This is a genomic window from Coleofasciculus sp. E1-EBD-02, assembly GCF_040218245.1.
In the GTDB taxonomy this organism is placed as follows: domain Bacteria; phylum Cyanobacteriota; class Cyanobacteriia; order Cyanobacteriales; family Coleofasciculaceae; genus Coleofasciculus.
In genome coordinates this window covers 1-15,739 of record NZ_JAVJQN010000016.1, presented here as the reverse complement: position 1 = coordinate 15,739, position 15,739 = coordinate 1, and the positions used below count along the sequence as shown (strand labels likewise).

General features: G+C 45.7%; 16 protein-coding genes. 8 read left to right on the top strand and 8 right to left on the bottom strand.

What is annotated here, in order from left to right:
- Nucleotides 1-10 precede the first annotated feature (10 nt).
- A complete protein-coding gene (locus tag RIC07_RS02475; protein ID WP_446393130.1) occupies nucleotides 11-1,003 on the bottom strand; it encodes a pentapeptide repeat-containing protein in 993 nt (330 codons plus the stop codon).
- Entirely contained in the window at nucleotides 993-2,147 is a 1,155-nt protein-coding gene (locus tag RIC07_RS02470; RefSeq protein WP_446393129.1) for a hypothetical protein, read from the bottom strand. The genes RIC07_RS02475 and RIC07_RS02470 overlap by 11 nt, the downstream gene beginning before the upstream one ends.
- Nucleotides 2,148-2,489: 342 nt before the next feature.
- Between RIC07_RS02470 and RIC07_RS02465 the strand changes: the two genes are divergently transcribed.
- The 4 genes from RIC07_RS02465 to RIC07_RS02450 all read left to right on the top strand — a co-directional run bounded on the left by RIC07_RS02465 (nucleotide 2,490) and on the right by RIC07_RS02450 (nucleotide 4,902).
- Entirely contained in the window at nucleotides 2,490-2,771 is a 282-nt protein-coding gene (locus RIC07_RS02465; RefSeq protein ID WP_446381096.1) for a hypothetical protein, read from the top strand.
- A gap of 366 nt (nucleotides 2,772-3,137) precedes the next feature.
- Entirely contained in the window at nucleotides 3,138-4,334 is a 1,197-nt protein-coding gene (locus RIC07_RS02460) for a helix-turn-helix domain-containing protein (protein ID WP_446393128.1), read from the top strand.
- The gene (locus RIC07_RS02455; protein ID WP_446393127.1) at nucleotides 4,327-4,458 is read left to right on the top strand and encodes a hypothetical protein; all 132 of its coding nucleotides are present in this window, start codon (nucleotides 4,327-4,329) and stop codon (nucleotides 4,456-4,458) included. Before RIC07_RS02460 ends, RIC07_RS02455 begins: the two co-directional genes overlap by 8 nt.
- Nucleotides 4,459-4,554: 96 nt before the next feature.
- The gene (locus RIC07_RS02450) at nucleotides 4,555-4,902 is read left to right on the top strand and encodes a hypothetical protein (protein WP_446393126.1); all 348 of its coding nucleotides are present in this window, start codon (nucleotides 4,555-4,557) and stop codon (nucleotides 4,900-4,902) included.
- Between the two features lie 7 nt (nucleotides 4,903-4,909).
- On the opposite strand, the gene RIC07_RS02445 is transcribed toward RIC07_RS02450, so the two are convergent.
- Both RIC07_RS02445 and RIC07_RS02440 read right to left on the bottom strand, forming a co-directional pair.
- Nucleotides 4,910-5,893, bottom strand: coding sequence for a hypothetical protein (locus RIC07_RS02445; protein WP_446393125.1), 984 nt, complete (start codon nucleotides 5,891-5,893; stop codon nucleotides 4,910-4,912).
- A gap of 229 nt (nucleotides 5,894-6,122) precedes the next feature.
- On the bottom strand, nucleotides 6,123-7,154 hold the full coding sequence (locus RIC07_RS02440) for a PstS family phosphate ABC transporter substrate-binding protein (RefSeq protein WP_446393124.1): 1,032 nt from the start codon (nucleotides 7,152-7,154) through the stop codon (nucleotides 6,123-6,125).
- An 81-nt stretch (nucleotides 7,155-7,235) separates the two neighbouring features.
- Between RIC07_RS02440 and RIC07_RS02435 the strand changes: the two genes are divergently transcribed.
- On the top strand, nucleotides 7,236-8,495 hold the full coding sequence (locus tag RIC07_RS02435) for an FGGY-family carbohydrate kinase (RefSeq protein WP_446393123.1): 1,260 nt from the start codon (nucleotides 7,236-7,238) through the stop codon (nucleotides 8,493-8,495).
- 327 nt (nucleotides 8,496-8,822) lie between these two features.
- Here the strand turns inward: RIC07_RS02435 and RIC07_RS02430 are convergent, their stop codons facing one another.
- Both RIC07_RS02430 and RIC07_RS02425 read right to left on the bottom strand, forming a co-directional pair.
- Nucleotides 8,823-8,951, bottom strand: a complete 129-nt coding sequence (locus RIC07_RS02430) for a hypothetical protein (RefSeq protein WP_446393122.1) — start codon at nucleotides 8,949-8,951, stop codon at nucleotides 8,823-8,825.
- A gap of 20 nt (nucleotides 8,952-8,971) precedes the next feature.
- Nucleotides 8,972-11,116, bottom strand: a complete 2,145-nt coding sequence (locus RIC07_RS02425; protein ID WP_446393121.1) for a cellulase family glycosylhydrolase — start codon at nucleotides 11,114-11,116, stop codon at nucleotides 8,972-8,974.
- 545 nt (nucleotides 11,117-11,661) lie between these two features.
- On the opposite strand from RIC07_RS02425, the gene RIC07_RS02420 reads away from it, so the two are divergent.
- Nucleotides 11,662-12,555: a hypothetical protein gene (locus RIC07_RS02420; protein WP_446393120.1), complete on the top strand. Its 894-nt coding sequence runs from the start codon at nucleotides 11,662-11,664 to the stop codon at nucleotides 12,553-12,555.
- Nucleotides 12,556-12,767: 212 nt separating this feature from the next.
- On the opposite strand, the gene RIC07_RS02415 is transcribed toward RIC07_RS02420, so the two are convergent.
- Complete coding sequence (locus tag RIC07_RS02415; RefSeq protein WP_446381089.1) at nucleotides 12,768-13,160, bottom strand: hypothetical protein; 393 nt, start codon at nucleotides 13,158-13,160, stop codon at nucleotides 12,768-12,770.
- Between the two features lie 186 nt (nucleotides 13,161-13,346).
- Here RIC07_RS02415 and RIC07_RS02410 point away from each other — a divergent pair, with 186 nt between their 5' ends.
- Nucleotides 13,347-13,556: a hypothetical protein gene (locus tag RIC07_RS02410; RefSeq protein ID WP_446393119.1), complete on the top strand. Its 210-nt coding sequence runs from the start codon at nucleotides 13,347-13,349 to the stop codon at nucleotides 13,554-13,556.
- Between the two features lie 151 nt (nucleotides 13,557-13,707).
- On the opposite strand, the gene RIC07_RS02405 is transcribed toward RIC07_RS02410, so the two are convergent.
- Entirely contained in the window at nucleotides 13,708-14,400 is a 693-nt protein-coding gene (locus tag RIC07_RS02405) for a hypothetical protein (protein ID WP_446393118.1), read from the bottom strand.
- 772 nt (nucleotides 14,401-15,172) lie between these two features.
- Between RIC07_RS02405 and RIC07_RS02400 the strand changes: the two genes are divergently transcribed.
- Nucleotides 15,173-15,739: RRXRR domain-containing protein (locus RIC07_RS02400; RefSeq protein WP_446393117.1), on the top strand; the 567-nt coding region annotated here is incomplete at its 3' end.

Sequence of the window (15,739 nt, the reverse complement as noted above, 5' to 3'; positions counted from 1 at the left end):
TAACTTAATATTACTCATGAATTCTACCATCAGGCATTGTCGCCCCCTGCAAATTTGCCCCCATTAAATTCGTGGTACTCAATTCTGCCCGTGTCAGATTAGCATTACTCAAATTCGCCCCCATCAGGTTTGTTCTTGCCAAATATGCCTCAATTAAATCAGACTCACTCAAATTCGCTTCCCGTAAATTTGTCCGACTCAAATCTGCCCGATTTAATCGCGCAAAACTCAGATTTCCCCGACTCACTTGGGCTTTACTTAATCTGACATCTGGCATTACAGCCCCCTGTAAATTCACGCCAGTTAAATCTGCCTCACTTAAAATTGCCCGTTCCAATTTCACATTCTTCAGAATAGCGCCACGCAAATTTGCCCCCATCAAATTCACTTCCGTCAAAAATGCCGAACTCAAATTGGCGCCACTCAAATTTGCCCCCCGCAAATCCGCTTCCCGCAAATTCGTTTCCCTTAAATTGGCACCCCTTAAGTTCACTTTCAATAAATCAGCCCCCCGCAAATCTGCCCCTTGTAAATCGACGTTCTGCAAGATAGCGCCCCGCAGCTTGGCAGTATACATCCGCTTCTCTTCTCGCAAATTCGCCCCCCGCAAACACGCCCCAGTTAAATCCGCCCCACTTAAATTAGCCCCCCGCAAATCAGCATCCATTAAGTTAGCATCGAGCAAACTGGCTAATGTTAAATTGGCACTTCTTAAGTCAGCGCTTTGTAAACTTGCCCCATGTAAATCGGCATTACTTAAATTAACCCCACTCAGCCACGCCTGATTTAAATTTGCGCCACTTAACCGCGTTCCCACTAAATTCGCTTTCCGGAAATTAGCGCGACTCAGGTAGGCAAAAATTAGCGTAGCGCCATGTAAATCAGCACCATTGAGAACAATGCCAATTAAGTCCGCGCCAAACAAATTAACACCGCTGAGACTGATGCCAGTAAACTTGGTTTCTCCCGCTTCATAGCGGTGTAGGAGTTCCTTAACGTTCATAAAGTCGTTTCATTGATTGTGCGATCGCGCCAGCGGCTTGAGTGTTTTCATCGGCGTCCTCAAGGGCTTGTGCTGTCTGGTAAAGCTTAGTTTCGAGTTCCTCAAGCGTGGCACAAGTTGAGAACAATTCAAATAACAAATCGTCTAGGGGCTTGGCTTTCATTAATAACCAATCATGTTGCGTTTTCTTAATCGGATGATAAAGTACCGAAAAAATTAATAGCTTTGCCCGCAACGGTGTCGTATATTTCATCACATTTAATCGTAAATCAAACGGGTCATACGGGCAGGTTTGTGACGTTGTAGCCTGAGTTGCACTTTGTCGAATTTCCTGACCTTGAACAAGTGGTGATTGGCGATTAAATTCTATCGGGTTGTCTTTTTCTACCTGTTTTCGCGTATTCCTATTCCCTGTATTTGCCTGTGATGGCAAGGTTGTCGGTGGTGGTGCTGGTGGCTGCGATCGCGCGGCTTTTGCTGATTTAACACTGGTAATTTCTGAATCATCAGTATAGAGTTTTTGCAGCACCTTGAGAATCGTTTTCGCCACGACAATATAGTCTGCCTGTCGGTTAAGGGTTTGCACTTGCTGCTTGAGTGCTGCACTGAGTTTCTTGATGCTAGGGTAAGATTCTCTTAAATCTTGAATTAAATCCGCCAAATTTAATTGCTCTAGAATCTGCGAGTCGGTTTCCCAGTGATTTTTACTGACATAAAGCATCAGTTTTTTGATTCGCAGAATATTACTATCTGCTTCCAGTTCACTGGCGGTTTCTAAGACAATCCATGGGGGTTGAGTCGAAGCTTTAGGCGGGGATTTGACGGCGACGACTTGAGTTGATTCTTCCGGTTCGCTATAGAGGGGTTCTAATTGATGAACAATCGTATCCGCCACGACTAAATATTCAGCTTGGCGGTTTAAGGTTTCCGCAAAGCTATAAAGCGTTGAACGAAGCTGTTCCAGACTGAAATGGGAGGCGCGAAGTTGTTGGATTAAATCAGAGAACTCATACTGATTCAGAATTGACAACTCGTTTTCCCACTGACTCTGGCAGGTATAAACCATTAACTTTTTTATCCGCGTTGAATTGTCGTGGGTTTCTAAATTTTTAACAATTCTATCTAAACTCAATAACCCTGGCATTAATCTAAATGATGAATTGTGAAATTATCGCTTTTATGGATAAATAATCCGCCGCATTTTGTTTTTGAGCAGGATGCCTTGAACTGATGGACTTGCTTAGATGCATTAACACACATTATTTATTTTGTCAATATTCTAGATTAAACCGATTTCCAACTCTATGATATCAAGACTGCCGGATGTAGAGACGTAGCATGCTACGTCTCTACATGGGTTCCCCCAGCTTCCCCAGAAATTATCCTGATCGGCTGGCACAGGCTAAGAAAATCATAAATACTGACCCCATTTTAGTGGCAGTTGAATCCCTTATCAGTAGTCGATTACGACTCCTTCTAAATCACTATGTTACTTACTCGTCAACAACTCAAAGCCAAAAAACGCAATGCCAAACGGCTGAGTCAATTACTCCAAGATGCTAGAAGAGAACTTGAACACAACATTATCATGTTGGAGGATACGGTTATCGATCAAGGCATTTGGCAAATGTCCGATATTTTACCCTCGCAAAACGCTCATTCCGTAATTGGCGAAATTCTCGCGATCGCGGATGCCTGGGAACAACTCAACCATTTTGAAATTGAGGAAAAGTTAGATCATATCGAAGGTAAATTCTATCAAAACTAAACCATTCTGTTTGATTGGCTCCCTAATCAACGTATCCCACAACTTTGGGTTGTGGGATTTTGCATTAAATATCCAATTATAGGCATAGGTCTTATTTAAAAGGGAAATAGTCTGAGATTGCATTCCCCGCGAAACTAAGATTAGCTTCCCTAGTTTGATTCCTTCCTGAAATCGAACGACTTGGAACTTTCACCAGGTTTCCTGAGTTTGTCAGACATAAATTACTCTTCAATAGTTAGATTATCGTAACCTATGTTAACATATTTATTTAGATAATCTCACAGAAAAAGGTAAAAATTTGTTGCTATTGCGGGCTAAGATTAAACATCGTGTCCGAATATCTAACAAGTCAGTCGAGAGAGGAGAATGGACTACGCAGAACTAGGTAGCCGTATTCGTCTTGCCAGGGAAGATGCATTACTGTCTCAAGATGCTGTTGCACAGCATCTAGGACTATCGCGTTCTGCTGTGTCTTTAATTGAAGGGGGAAAGCGGAAGGTAGATAGCCTGGAACTTCAGAAATTCGCTCGCTTGGTTGGCAAGAGTGTTCTGTTCTTCTTAGATGAAGAGTCTATGTCAGTAGAAACCAGTGATGTTTTTGAGGACGATCCGACGCCAATTCTCTTTAATGCCAACCAGGTTGTAGACATATCGCCAGACCGAGACCAAATTGAGCGGTTCCGCAAATTTTACCGCAATTTTGCCAACTTAGCTCAGACGCTGAATCGAATTCCTAGTCCTTGTTCCACTGAACCCCTCTATAACATCTACAAACCCACTCCGGCTGCTGCTAAGTGGATGGCAGGAAAAGAGCGTGCCAGATTAGGACTTCGCTCTTGTACTCCTGTCAGAGATATGTTGAGCATTTTAGAGAGTGAAGGCGTCAGGGTGATGTCATTGCCTTTTAAAACTCCCACGTTAGGCGGATGTTTTATCTTTTCCCCCTCTCTCGGTTCTTTTGTTTTAGTTAACAATAGTGCAAATAACCTCAATTTCGTACTGGCTCATGAATACTGCCATCACCTGATTCATCGTCAGCACAAAGGAATTACCTGTAATCCGAGTGGTAATTATCGCAAGCCAGAGGAATACTTCGCTCAATGGTTTGCCGCCAATTTTCTGATGCCAGAAGAGGCACTTGTGCCGCGATTGATGACTTACCTGGAAAAGTCTGATGGCATCATCACGGCGGAAATAGTTATGTATCTCGCCCTGGATTTTGGGGTGAGCTACACAGCAATGCTATACCGTATGGCTGACAAAGGGGTTGGGTTAATTGAGCAAAAGAGTTACAAGCAATTTTGTCAAGAGAAACCCGGAAAACTACTGGCTCGAATTGAGCGTTCTTTACCTCCCTTTGATGAGTTAAAGCAATTTCCCCAAGAGTACACAGAGATGGCATTTGAGGCATATTGTTTAGGTTATATCAGCTTGAATAAACTAGCTGAACTGCTGGAGATTCCAGTTGAAGAAGCTAAAGTTCAAGTTGAGGCTCGGAATGCCCCTTTAGACTTGGGTGTGAGTGGGGAGTTAGAACTATTGAATGACATTGAGAATGCCTGAACCAGAAGCATCACCCATCATTTTCGATAACACCGTCTTGAGTAATTTTGCTCTGGTACAGGCTTTTGATATCTTACGACAGCTCTATGAAGGTAGAGCCTTTATTTGTCGAGCGGTTCTATAGGAGATTCAGGCAGGAATTGATAGCGGTTGGAAATATCCTTGGTTACGAGGTAGAACTAGATTACAGGTCGTTAATCAGGCATTGGATGAGGGTTGGTTGCAAATCCCTAGAAGTGAGGTCAATCCAGGCGACGATATTGGGGAGCTTCAACTTGCCCTAGAGTATGGTCAACGTTTTGGCGCAGGAGAGGCAGAAGCAATGGCGATCGCTCGTACCCGTGGCTGGGTATTTGCCTCGGATGATGGAGCCGCTAGGCGGTTCGCCAAAGAACACAGTATCAGATTGACCGGAACGTTGGGCATTCTAGTTAAAGCAACTTCTGTCGGAATCCTGAGTTTGTCCGATGCCGATGGGATTCATGCTCGCATGATTGATGAAGGATACCGTTCTCCACTGCCCTATGAAAATGGCATTTCTAGTTTTCTCAATCGCTTGAACGAATAAGTAGATCTTAGGGAGAATCCATCTCGATTTGCATAGACGAACTCATCCGCATCAGCTTTTCTTGTTCACTTTCCGGTTCTGTAACCAGAAACTCCATGTTAGAAAGTGTAGACATCATTCCCTGAAGCGGCATGATCTGATCAAACCCAATGGTCATTGTTCCCGCGCTTTGCATCGCAAAAGACTGAATCTTAAAATTCACACCGGGAGGCGTTCCGGGAAGATTCATTTGGCTCGATTCTTGAGATTGCTGTTGCATACTCATTTTCAGCGTCACCTGATCTTCCTTAATATCTTCCACCTCATATAAGACTTGGACTTGATCCAATGGCAACCCAGAAACAGGTACAGCGCTAGAGACTTGCCAGGTTGCGCCCACTCCCACTGCTGCTTGGGGAAACGGTGCGGCTGATAATTGCTCTAAGGAACTCAACATTTGCTGTAAAAGTTGTTGGAGGTTGGGATCAAGATCCGCTGGTAACGATACGTCCACATCTTTGGTGATTCCCTGCTGATTAATCACAAACTCAATGGTTACATCTTGGAGTTGTTGCAGTTGCGATCGCAGGTTTTGAATTAGTTCCGGCGAAGCGGTTGTATCCGAGACTACATCCACATCAGTGTAAGTCACTTTAATATGAGCATCTCCATTCGCCTCAACCTGAGTCACCTCTGACTCAATCGTCATCTGCATAGCAGGCATATTGACATCAGGCATAACCTGACCATCCACCGCCCCTGTCATGTCCATATTCATCGTCAGGACTGTGGTTTGCTTGGTGTTGGCGGCGGGTTGAAACCGCAAAATTTGCCGAGGTTGAACGCCTGGATCAAGTAAGACTATGGTTGATTTCGCTTCCGCCGCACTTTCGGCTGAGTCGGGAATGGTTTCAACCAATGGTGTTTGAGCATTGACAGAGGGAGAGGGCGGCGTTATTCCCCATCCAGTAATCAGTAAGAAGGCGGCGCCTAAGACGAATGGTTTTTTCATCAGGTTATTCTAAACTTCAGATTCTCCTTTCAATCTAGCTCATCAGAATATGCAGAAAAAATATAGAAGGTAGGGGCTGGTTTTACCAATAACATGAGAGCCACAAACCGATAATACCAAATCCGGGAAACGCTACCCCCGTTATAATCCAGTCCGCGCAGGCGGACTTTGTTTGTGTAGCTGCGATTTCAATCGCCCTGGCAAAGGGGATTCTTGATCAGTAATTTGATTAGAACTTGGGTTGTTTGCGTAATAACTCGCCAATGGTGAGATCGAACTCCGATTGCCCATCAAATACGGTTCCTGTTTTACTGTTATAGAATTTCACCTCAATTAAATGATATCCCTCTTCCGGTAAGGGAACATAACCAACAGAACGAACCACCTCTGGCGCTTGCTCTAAATAAAACTCAACGAATTTTCTCAACGCTGGATTCTTTTGCGTTTTGTCCGCATTAATATAGATAAATAAGGGACGGGAAAGGGGTTGATATTCAGCCTGTTCTACCGTTTTCGGAGACGGAAGCACTGGCTGATTCCCATCTTCTACTGCTACAGCTTTCAAGTCATCTTTATTCGCTTCGTAATAGGCTAAGCCAAAGTACCCTAAAGCATTGGGATCTTGACTCACCGCCTGCTGGAGAATGTCGTCATCTTCACTGGCAGTATAGTCGCTGCGACTCGCTCCCGCTTTCCCAACAATCGCTTCTGTAAAATAATCAAACGTGCCAGAATCCGTCCCAGGACCATAGAGATTCAGGGGGCGGTTGGGCCACGATTGGCGCACCTGATTCCAGTTGGTGATTTGTCGTTGCGCCGCTGGTTCCCACATCCTTTGCAACTCTTGCACGGTGATACTATCAGCCCAGTCATTTTCCGGATTGACGACTACCGTAATCGCATCAAAGCCAACGGGTAATTCAATATAAGGGACTCCCGCTTGTTTGCAGGCTTCCATTTCCTGCGTGTTTATGGGGCGTGAAGCATTGTTAATGTCAGTTTCCCCAGCGCAAAACTTTCCAAATCCGCCCCCTGTACCCGAAAAGCCCACGGACACTTGTACGGGAGTCTCAGTGGTGTTGTTAAACTCTTGAGCAACGGCTTGGGTAATCGGGTAAACCGTACTCGAACCATCAATGTTGATCGGTTGCGGTTGTTGAGACTGAACGTTTGATGTACAGGAATTCAATCCGACAGCAAAGCTAAGTGCGATCGCCCCTGTACTCAGCCGAACCACTAACGGCTGGAGTGTTGTGTTCATTCGTAGAGTCCCCCATTATGTGAACACAGAATACGGTTCAATCATGTCAGTATTAGTTTAAGCAGAATTTATCGAGAGCTTATGATAGATTCGAGAATCCTTTACCTGGGAATCGACTTCGGTACATCTGGCGCACGGGCGATTGTGATTGACGCCACAGGTGCAGTTCAAGCTGAAGCACAATATACCTTTGCGGCGACTCCCCTGGCTGAATTAACGGCAATTTGGCAAAACACTCTGTATCGGCTGATTGAACAAATTCCCACACCGATTCGACAGGATATTACTCGTATCGCCATTGATGGGACATCGGCAACGGTACTGCTATGCGATCGCCAAGGGACTCCAATCACCGAGCCACTTGTTTATAATGATGGGCGAGGGATAGACGTGATGGAACAATTACAGCAGATTGCTCCAGCTAATTCCGTCGTTCTCAGTGCTACCTCGAGTCTGGCGAAACTCTTGTGGTTGATTCACCATACACCAGGCACTCTGGACAATTATTACTTCCTCCATCAAGCCGACTGGTTAGCCTTTTTATTACACGGTAAGCTTGGAATTAGCGACTATCACAATGCCTTAAAGCTGGGATATGACCCAGAAAAGCTAGAGTATCCCACTTGGATGAAACAACTCCCACTCACACCAATATTACCCAAAGTCCTAGCTCCAGGAACGCCAGTCGGTGACGTCACTCCAGAGATTGCTTCCCGGTTAGGATTACGCCAAGATTGCCAGGTTTGTACGGGTACAACCGATAGTATTGCTGCGTTTCTGGCCAGTGGTGCCAAGAATCCCGGTGAAGCGGTAACCTCTCTGGGTTCTACATTAGTCTTGAAGTTATTAAGTCATACCCGCGTCGAGAATGCGAGTTACGGGATTTATTCTCACCGACTGGGAAACTTATGGTTAACCGGCGGTGCATCGAATACCGGAGGTGCTGTACTGCGACAATTTTTCAGTGACAGAGAACTTGAAGAACTTAGCCATCAGATCAACCCTGAGCAGGAAAGTCCCCTAGACTATTATCCATTATTAAAAAGAGGCGATCGCTTTCCCATCAATGACCCTCATCTGTCTCCCAAATTAGAACCTCAACCTGCCAACCCTGTCGAATTTCTCCACGGTTTACTCGAAAGCATTGCCCGTATTGAAGCACGAGGCTATCAATTATTACAACAACTCGGTGCGACTCCCCTCACCTGTGTCTATACGGCGGGAGGAGGTGCTAAAAATACGACATGGACAGCGATTCGCCAACGTCAGCTACAGGTTGCCATTCAACCCCCCAGACACATAGAAGCAGCTTATGGTACAGCATTATTCCTGAAGGGGTGACAAGCTCGCGTCAAAGGTAGGTGGGGTGTGGGGTATGGGGTATGGGGTATGGGGTGTGGGGTGTGGAGTATGGGGTATAGGGTGTGGGGTAGGTGTGGGATATGGGGTGTGGGGTGTGGGGTGTGGGGTGTGGGCTTGTCGGTAAGGAACACAAAAGCCCATAAGAGGAGATAGGGTAAGGAGCGAGCGCTCTCCAGGCGAGGCAACGCCGTCAACTGGAAGGACTTCAGGGTCAAAATGAATAAACAATAGAGTTTTTGGTGACTCCCTGAGTAAAGTTCAACACCTCGACTCCGCTCAGTGTTGGCGCTGAGCGGAGTCGAAGCGTCAATTTTTCCCGACACCCGACACCCGACACCCGACACCCGACACCCGACACCCGACACCCGACACCCGACACCCGACACCCGACACCCGACACCCGACACCCAGTAGTACCTTCAAGTCCCTTGTCACCCTCAGGGCTTGATATCTGATTATCGACTCGACGCCATCAGTTGCTGAGGCTGGTAGTCGGAACCTTGCTTATTCGCACAAAATCCCAAATCATGCTTTTGTCCCGGTTCAATAACCCGTCCCCAATCCATCGGTGTGACAATATATTCTGATCCTTTCTGTTGAAAATTCCCATTCCAACTCTGATTAATCGCCGCTTGATTCATCTGAAATTGCACTTGCCAGTCACGCACTTGGTTATCCGTGGGATTAATAACCGCTAAACTCATGCAAAATCCCTCTTGCCAATCCGATTGTAGATTAGACATGACTTTCAATTGCGGTGGAGTGGTGGGAATCCTGACGGAGGGAGGAAACTCAGCGTCACTTCTAATCGCCACGGCTGACAGTTCTCGTAGTTGGTAATCCGAACCCTGCTTATTGGCGCAAAATCCTAACTCGCGGCTTTTTCCTGGTGCGATCGCACGTCCCCAGTCCACGGGTTTCCCGACATACTCTGAACCCTGGGCTTTAAAGTTCCCATTCCAGGTCTGACTAATTGTCGCCTGATTCATCTGGAACTGCACTTGCCAATCCCTCACCGCCTGATCCGTGGGATTGATCACCTCGATACTCATACAAAACCCATCTTGCCAATCTGATCGCATCGTTGAGGTGACTTTTAATTCCGGTTGACGGGGACGGGGTTTGAGGGTGGGATTCATCCCTAGGGATGGACTAGGTTTAATATCAGGAATGAATGCCATGGCGGGTTTGTGGGCAAACCGAGTGGCAATTAGGACTCCTTGCAGTAAATCTTGCTTCGGTTCCTGCACCGTCAGCCAGTCATCTTTGAGCAGTCCTCCGGTATCATCACTATTGGGATTCCAACTCCAGTAGGCAAAACCCAAATCCTCTTTCTGCACAAAATTAACCAGTTTCTGTTGCCAAACGCCTTCCTTGGATTGGGAATCAACTTGTCGTCCGCCAAACTCCCCGATAAAGACGGGGGCGATTCCTTTTCTGGCAATATAATTCCAGCCGATTTCCCAGCGCCGGGTGAGATTTTGAGGAAAACTCGGTTCAGAAAACCAGGGTTGATCAAAGACGCCCGGACCATATTCATGGGGGGAATAGACCACTTTATTAGGACGGGACAATCGCACGGGGAAGCGTTCCACACCCTCTAGATTCGCGCCCATCCAATGAATATCCAGTTGTTGACCGGGAACGTTATTTTCTACCCCTTCAACCACAATTAACCAATCCGGGTTAATCTCCAGAATCGCATTCCCAGCCCGTTCCGCCGCCAGTCGCCAATCGGTTTCCAAATCCCCAGTTCCCCAACTGGCACGCCCATGGGGTTCGTTTTTCAGGTCAGCCCCAATCACGTTTAATTGATTTTTGTAGCGTCTGGCTAACACGTTCCAGGTGTCAATCCAATCGGCTTCAGTGAAGCCATCACCATACCACAATTCGGGAATCCGTTCATCGTTGAGTCGGTGAGAGTCCAACAGAATCATTAACCCTTGGCGATCGGCTTCTTGGATAATCATATCCATCACCTGTAGGGGCGATTTCCCTTCCAGTTCTGCATTTGCACCAATGCTGTAGTCAATACCCGTCACCTCTGGAGATCTCAGGGATTTTACGGCATAAGGAAGTCGGATCATGTTGTATCCTAATGCTTTAATCTGAGCCAACATCTCCTTATAATCCCGTTTCCACAACCCGTGAGGGGCGTGCATTTCGGTTTCAATACCAAACCAGTTTACGCCTCGCAGAATGACAGGTTTACCTGTCGCATCCACGATTTTTGCTCCCTCGGTCGAAAGGGGAAAGGTAACGGTAATGATGGGATTGTTCGTCGCCGCCACGGGTAAATCTGTTGCCCAATCGACGCCCATCACCAGTGATAAAAGGAAGGCTAAGAGGAAACAAATCCCTCGGCGTAAGCCCCGGACTTTTCGCCTTCGTTCCTGGGTATTGTTTTGCAGTGGGGGCGACAAATCCTTGCTTCCTGGCGATCGCGCCCAAGCTGATGCCTTTGGCATCGGGATAAATCCCTTATGCCATCTACCTTCTGCCCGCTGTTGGGCTTGGGTCAAGGGCTTCCTCATCCGGCGTAGCAATAGGGATGGGATGTGGCTAATGGGTAAGAGCAGGTCTTGGAAAACGTTAAACATAGTGCTGTGGATATCCGAATCAGAAACTGTGACGATTTCAAACTGGGCTTGGCAATTCCTGGGAGTTGTGACAGACGTTTATCCCAATCGACTCCTCCAAGCGATCGCTCTCCTGTCTACTCAGTATTCTAGATAAAGTCTAGGGGGTATAGCCAACTGGCTTAGAGTTAAGAAATGAGCCCAAAATTGTCAGCACCGGAGAGAGCTTGTTTTGTTTGGGTCAAGACTGTTCCTCACCCTGTCGAGTTTGACCCGAAGTCTCTATCTGATGTTCCCTCGTCTCTTGTAATATTTTCTCTCTTTGAGCTTTAATTGTAAAGAGATTATAGGTTTATAAAGTTTACGTAAAAATACGCAATTAGCCTCTGATTCTTAATCGTAACTTTATAAAACTATATGGACATTTTTTGTCACAAAGATTAACCTTAAAACAGTCCCCCTGAAAGTCCTCCTGCCAATTGGAATTTCTCTCGCCAACGTTTAATAGTAATTAGCAGTACGACGAACACTGGAAAACTGGAAATTGTCACTAGGAACTACAAATTATGACGGGCTCTCCACTACAACGATTCTTAATTACACCCGCCGTTATCTCGACCGCCGTCTTTGGTGTCTTGACATTACCTCTGGCTATCTTTGGGGATCAGCCAGTTACCATTCAACTCCAAGACGAACCTATATTTCATGGGGAACTTCGAGATCCTAATGTGGCGATGCCTTACCTAGGTTTAGCGGCTGTACTCGGCTTGACAGCAGGAGCCTCTAGCATCGCCATAACCGGTTGGCGTCAGTCTGCCCGTAAATCTGCACAGACGGAAGCACAACTCTCCAGTTTGGAGCAAAACTTGAAAGAACGAGACGAATTATTAGAGTCTCTCAAAGCCGAAGAATCTCGACTAACCGCCTCTGGCTTAACCTCCTTTTTGGATGAAGAACTCCAAACTGGAGTCCAGCCGTCTCCAGAGGAGCAGCCAGCTCAATCCGCATCAGAACCAGCACCTGAACAGAGTCAACCGGAACCTGCATTGTCACGACCCCAAGTGACTCAACCGGAACCTGCACCGACTCCCCAGCCAGAGGTCAAACCAGCACCTGCACCGTCGTCTCCTCCCTTTGTAATTAATACTTCACTGGCGACGACGCCCTCTGAGAGTTCTACTCCAGCCACCGTGCAATCCGCCGCCGCCAAGTTTGCTTCTGCCCAAACTTACATGGCTTATGCGTCCAAAAAAGCCCCAAGCCAACCGCAGAATGTGACCCCTGCACTGACTCCCTCAGACTTGGAAAAACTGCAAAGTCAATTCCAACAGATTAAAGAGCAAATGGAATTTCTCAACAAGGCAATACAAGCCCAGCAGGATGTACCCAATGCTTCAGGAACAGCACACCCAACCCAACTGCGCGTGATTAAAAATTGGTCGGTGGAAAAGATTTCCTAGGGAGTCGCCAATGTCTTGACACCGATTTTATCGCTTATTTGAGTTAATCGCCAAAACTTCAACATCTTGGCAAGCGAGCTACTTTCGGTTAAGCCGTCATGCATTTAAATTGGGTATTAGTAGGGAGAAAGATTTTTAGTAGCGAGCAAGATGCTCGCACTACATACAATGATTTCGCCATGATTGACATTAAGGTTTAAATGCAGAACCGTTTAAGACGGACTGGCATTCCCCTCTGCCCGGTTAGGATTTCCTTGAAGCTGGTTAGACAACATGGAAATAATTTGACCCACTTTCCGGCGATTTTGCTCGCCAATCCATAACGGTAAAACTTGAGTCTCGGCTAATTGTAAGACTAGCGACATAATTTCACTGTTTGATGCCTCTCCGTGGAGCAGTAAAACTAACATGGCTTGGTGTTCGTCTGCTATCTGTTTCGCTTTGGGCAAAATTTCCAGGGATTTAGCCCAGTGGACTGGGAACATCAGGTGAGGCGGTTGATTGGCTCCAATATCAACGAGGGTTGGTTCTAAAATAGTACAAGTACCGTCCTCTTTTTCATACCAAGGGCGACTATTGGGGGAGGAAGCTGCCTGTGATTGCATAAGATTGCCCATTGATTATCTGGATGTGGATGATTTTTGTCCTATTTAATCAAATTTTCTTAAAGATTGTCGAGCCTATCTACCCCAAATAGCGTATAATTGCGGACAGGATAATTTTCCAAAAAATAAAATTCAGGAAATTCAACGAGTAGAGGCGTTGTCGGTAATATCTCTACATGGGACAGTATGAGCACTGTATGGAGACGTTCCGCCGGAACGTCTCTACAAATCCATGGTGTCCTAACCGTCTTGGCGGTTGCTATACCTCATAGCACAAGCTATGGACAATGTGGTCTGAAAAACTACTCGAATGCCCAGGCAGAGGCAGTTTCAGTTGAGTCCATCAATGAGGCTATTTCCATGAAGCAAGTTTCCGGTTCCGTTGAATTAGTCTAAACTCCAGTTTTAACTTGTCACCAATGGGGAGCATATCAGGTTGGCACAAAATGCTCAAGTTAACCAAGGGAGTTGTTTCGTTCCAAGGGGCCAACCTACTTGCGTTAACATGCACCCTCACCAATGTCTGTATCTGACTTTTTTAAGGCTCTTAGTAACAACTTCTTCCAACTATATTATTCCCAACATGTCGGCTCTCGTTAGGAAGTACAGAACCAAAAGAATCACTATCAAAATATTGTACTTTAGTTCGACCATTTAAAGTGTATTCAGCTAAGGTAGCATTCCATGTCCAAGAAGAACCTAATTTACTTAAAGCACTATTAGAAAGTTTTACGGTTGCTATTCGAGAACCGAATCCTTGTAAACTAAACTCTTGTACAGCTACGAAAGTACCTGAGCTATTTACGAACAAAAATGATGCTATTCCTTTTGACTCATCCCAATCCCATCCGCGAATGCTATCACTATTTGAAATATTAATAGTTGCTAGTTTACGACCAAATTGTCCTGTGTCTGGATTAAATTCCTGTACAATGACAATTGATTCACTACCGTTGAAGATAACGTAACTAGCTAGACGACCTTTATAACTCCAACCTCTCACTGAATTAGATTGGGAAAGTGTCCTGATACTTGCATTACCTTGTATATTAGTATAACGAAGCTTGGCATCCGAACCATTAAATTCAACAATAGAACATGCCTGATTAGCAAAAGCAGGTTTAGAAGATAAAACTGTTAGTAAGGATATAACCATCAACAAAAATTTGATAGTCCATCCGTTCTTAATATGAAATATATGAAATAGCATTTTTACCTCTTGATGTTTTGTTTTTGACACTCTCCCTTTTTCTAAAAGGGAGATTTTACATAACTATTCGATGGTCTGTGGTTGAAACAGGAAATTGATACAAAAGTTAATACTTTGGGTCACGCCAGTAGTGGATTGACACAACTAAAATTATGGAATAGATTTGACAATTAAATCGGTTAAATTGGGCGCACGTCGGTGCGCCCCTACTATAGCAAGCCTAAATAGGATGCAACAAGTGAGCGGCTTGAAACCCAGGTATAGCAAGGGTTTCAGTTTTCAAAATTGCCACAACCAATTTAGGATCGCTATAATATACCATTTTAGCTATGTCACGCCGCCATCGTGTGTTAACGCAGCGTAACCCACCATTCCCGCTATGGATGGCGTATCTGCGTAAGTCCTGTCTAAAAAAACTAGTGCAACTGAGACGGAACCCAGCCTCTTGGCGAGAGTCATCTAGACGGTTAACCCCTCATTCAGCTCGAACTGAGCTACCCTAATTAATTAGGTAGAGCCAACTAGCGCCACTGCCTCATTGCTACAATCACACCCAACCGAGCAATCCCTGGAGATCGGCTGTTCAACAACCCCACGCTACTAACGTGGAGCGTGGGGATTGTAAAACAAATTACAATTTAAACCGTTGAATACCGCATAGAGTCTCGGTTTGGTACAGACACCTGGATGCTTCCCTAGTCCGGATTAAATCTAAAGCCTTTTGTTGGGCTGTTGTTAAGTCAAGACATCTTAACCGAGATGGCGGGAAGGGACTATACACTCACTCGTGAGGTTTATCACCATGCTACGAGTACCAGTTCTATCGAAATCAGGCAAGCCGTTAATGCCGACTAAACCCAGCCGTGCTAGGCGTTGGCTAAGAGACGGTAAAGCCAAAATCGTACACAACAACTTAGGATGCTTTGCCATTCAACTAACCTTTGAAACAGGAGAGGAAGCGCAACCTATAGCCGTGGGTATAGATCCAGGCAAATGCTACTCAGGGATCGGGGTTCAATCAAGCCTCACTACCCTCTGGATGTCTCATCTAGTTCTACCATTCAAAACGGTCAAGGAACGGATGGAACTACGGCGGATTATGCGTCGAGCAAGGAGAGGTAGACGGATTAATCGGAAGCTACCTTACTCTGAACGTTGCCATCGTCAAAAGCGATTTGATAACCGGAAACAAGCTAAACTACCTCCCTCAATTCGAGCCAATAGACAGTTAGAGCTACGAGTAGTTAAAGAGTTGTTTAGGCTGTTCCCCATTAGTACCATTCACTATGAATTGGTCATGGCTGATGTGGATAGAACCAGTGGTCGTAAATCGGCTCGTAGGAGTGTCGGATTCTCTCCAGTTATGGTG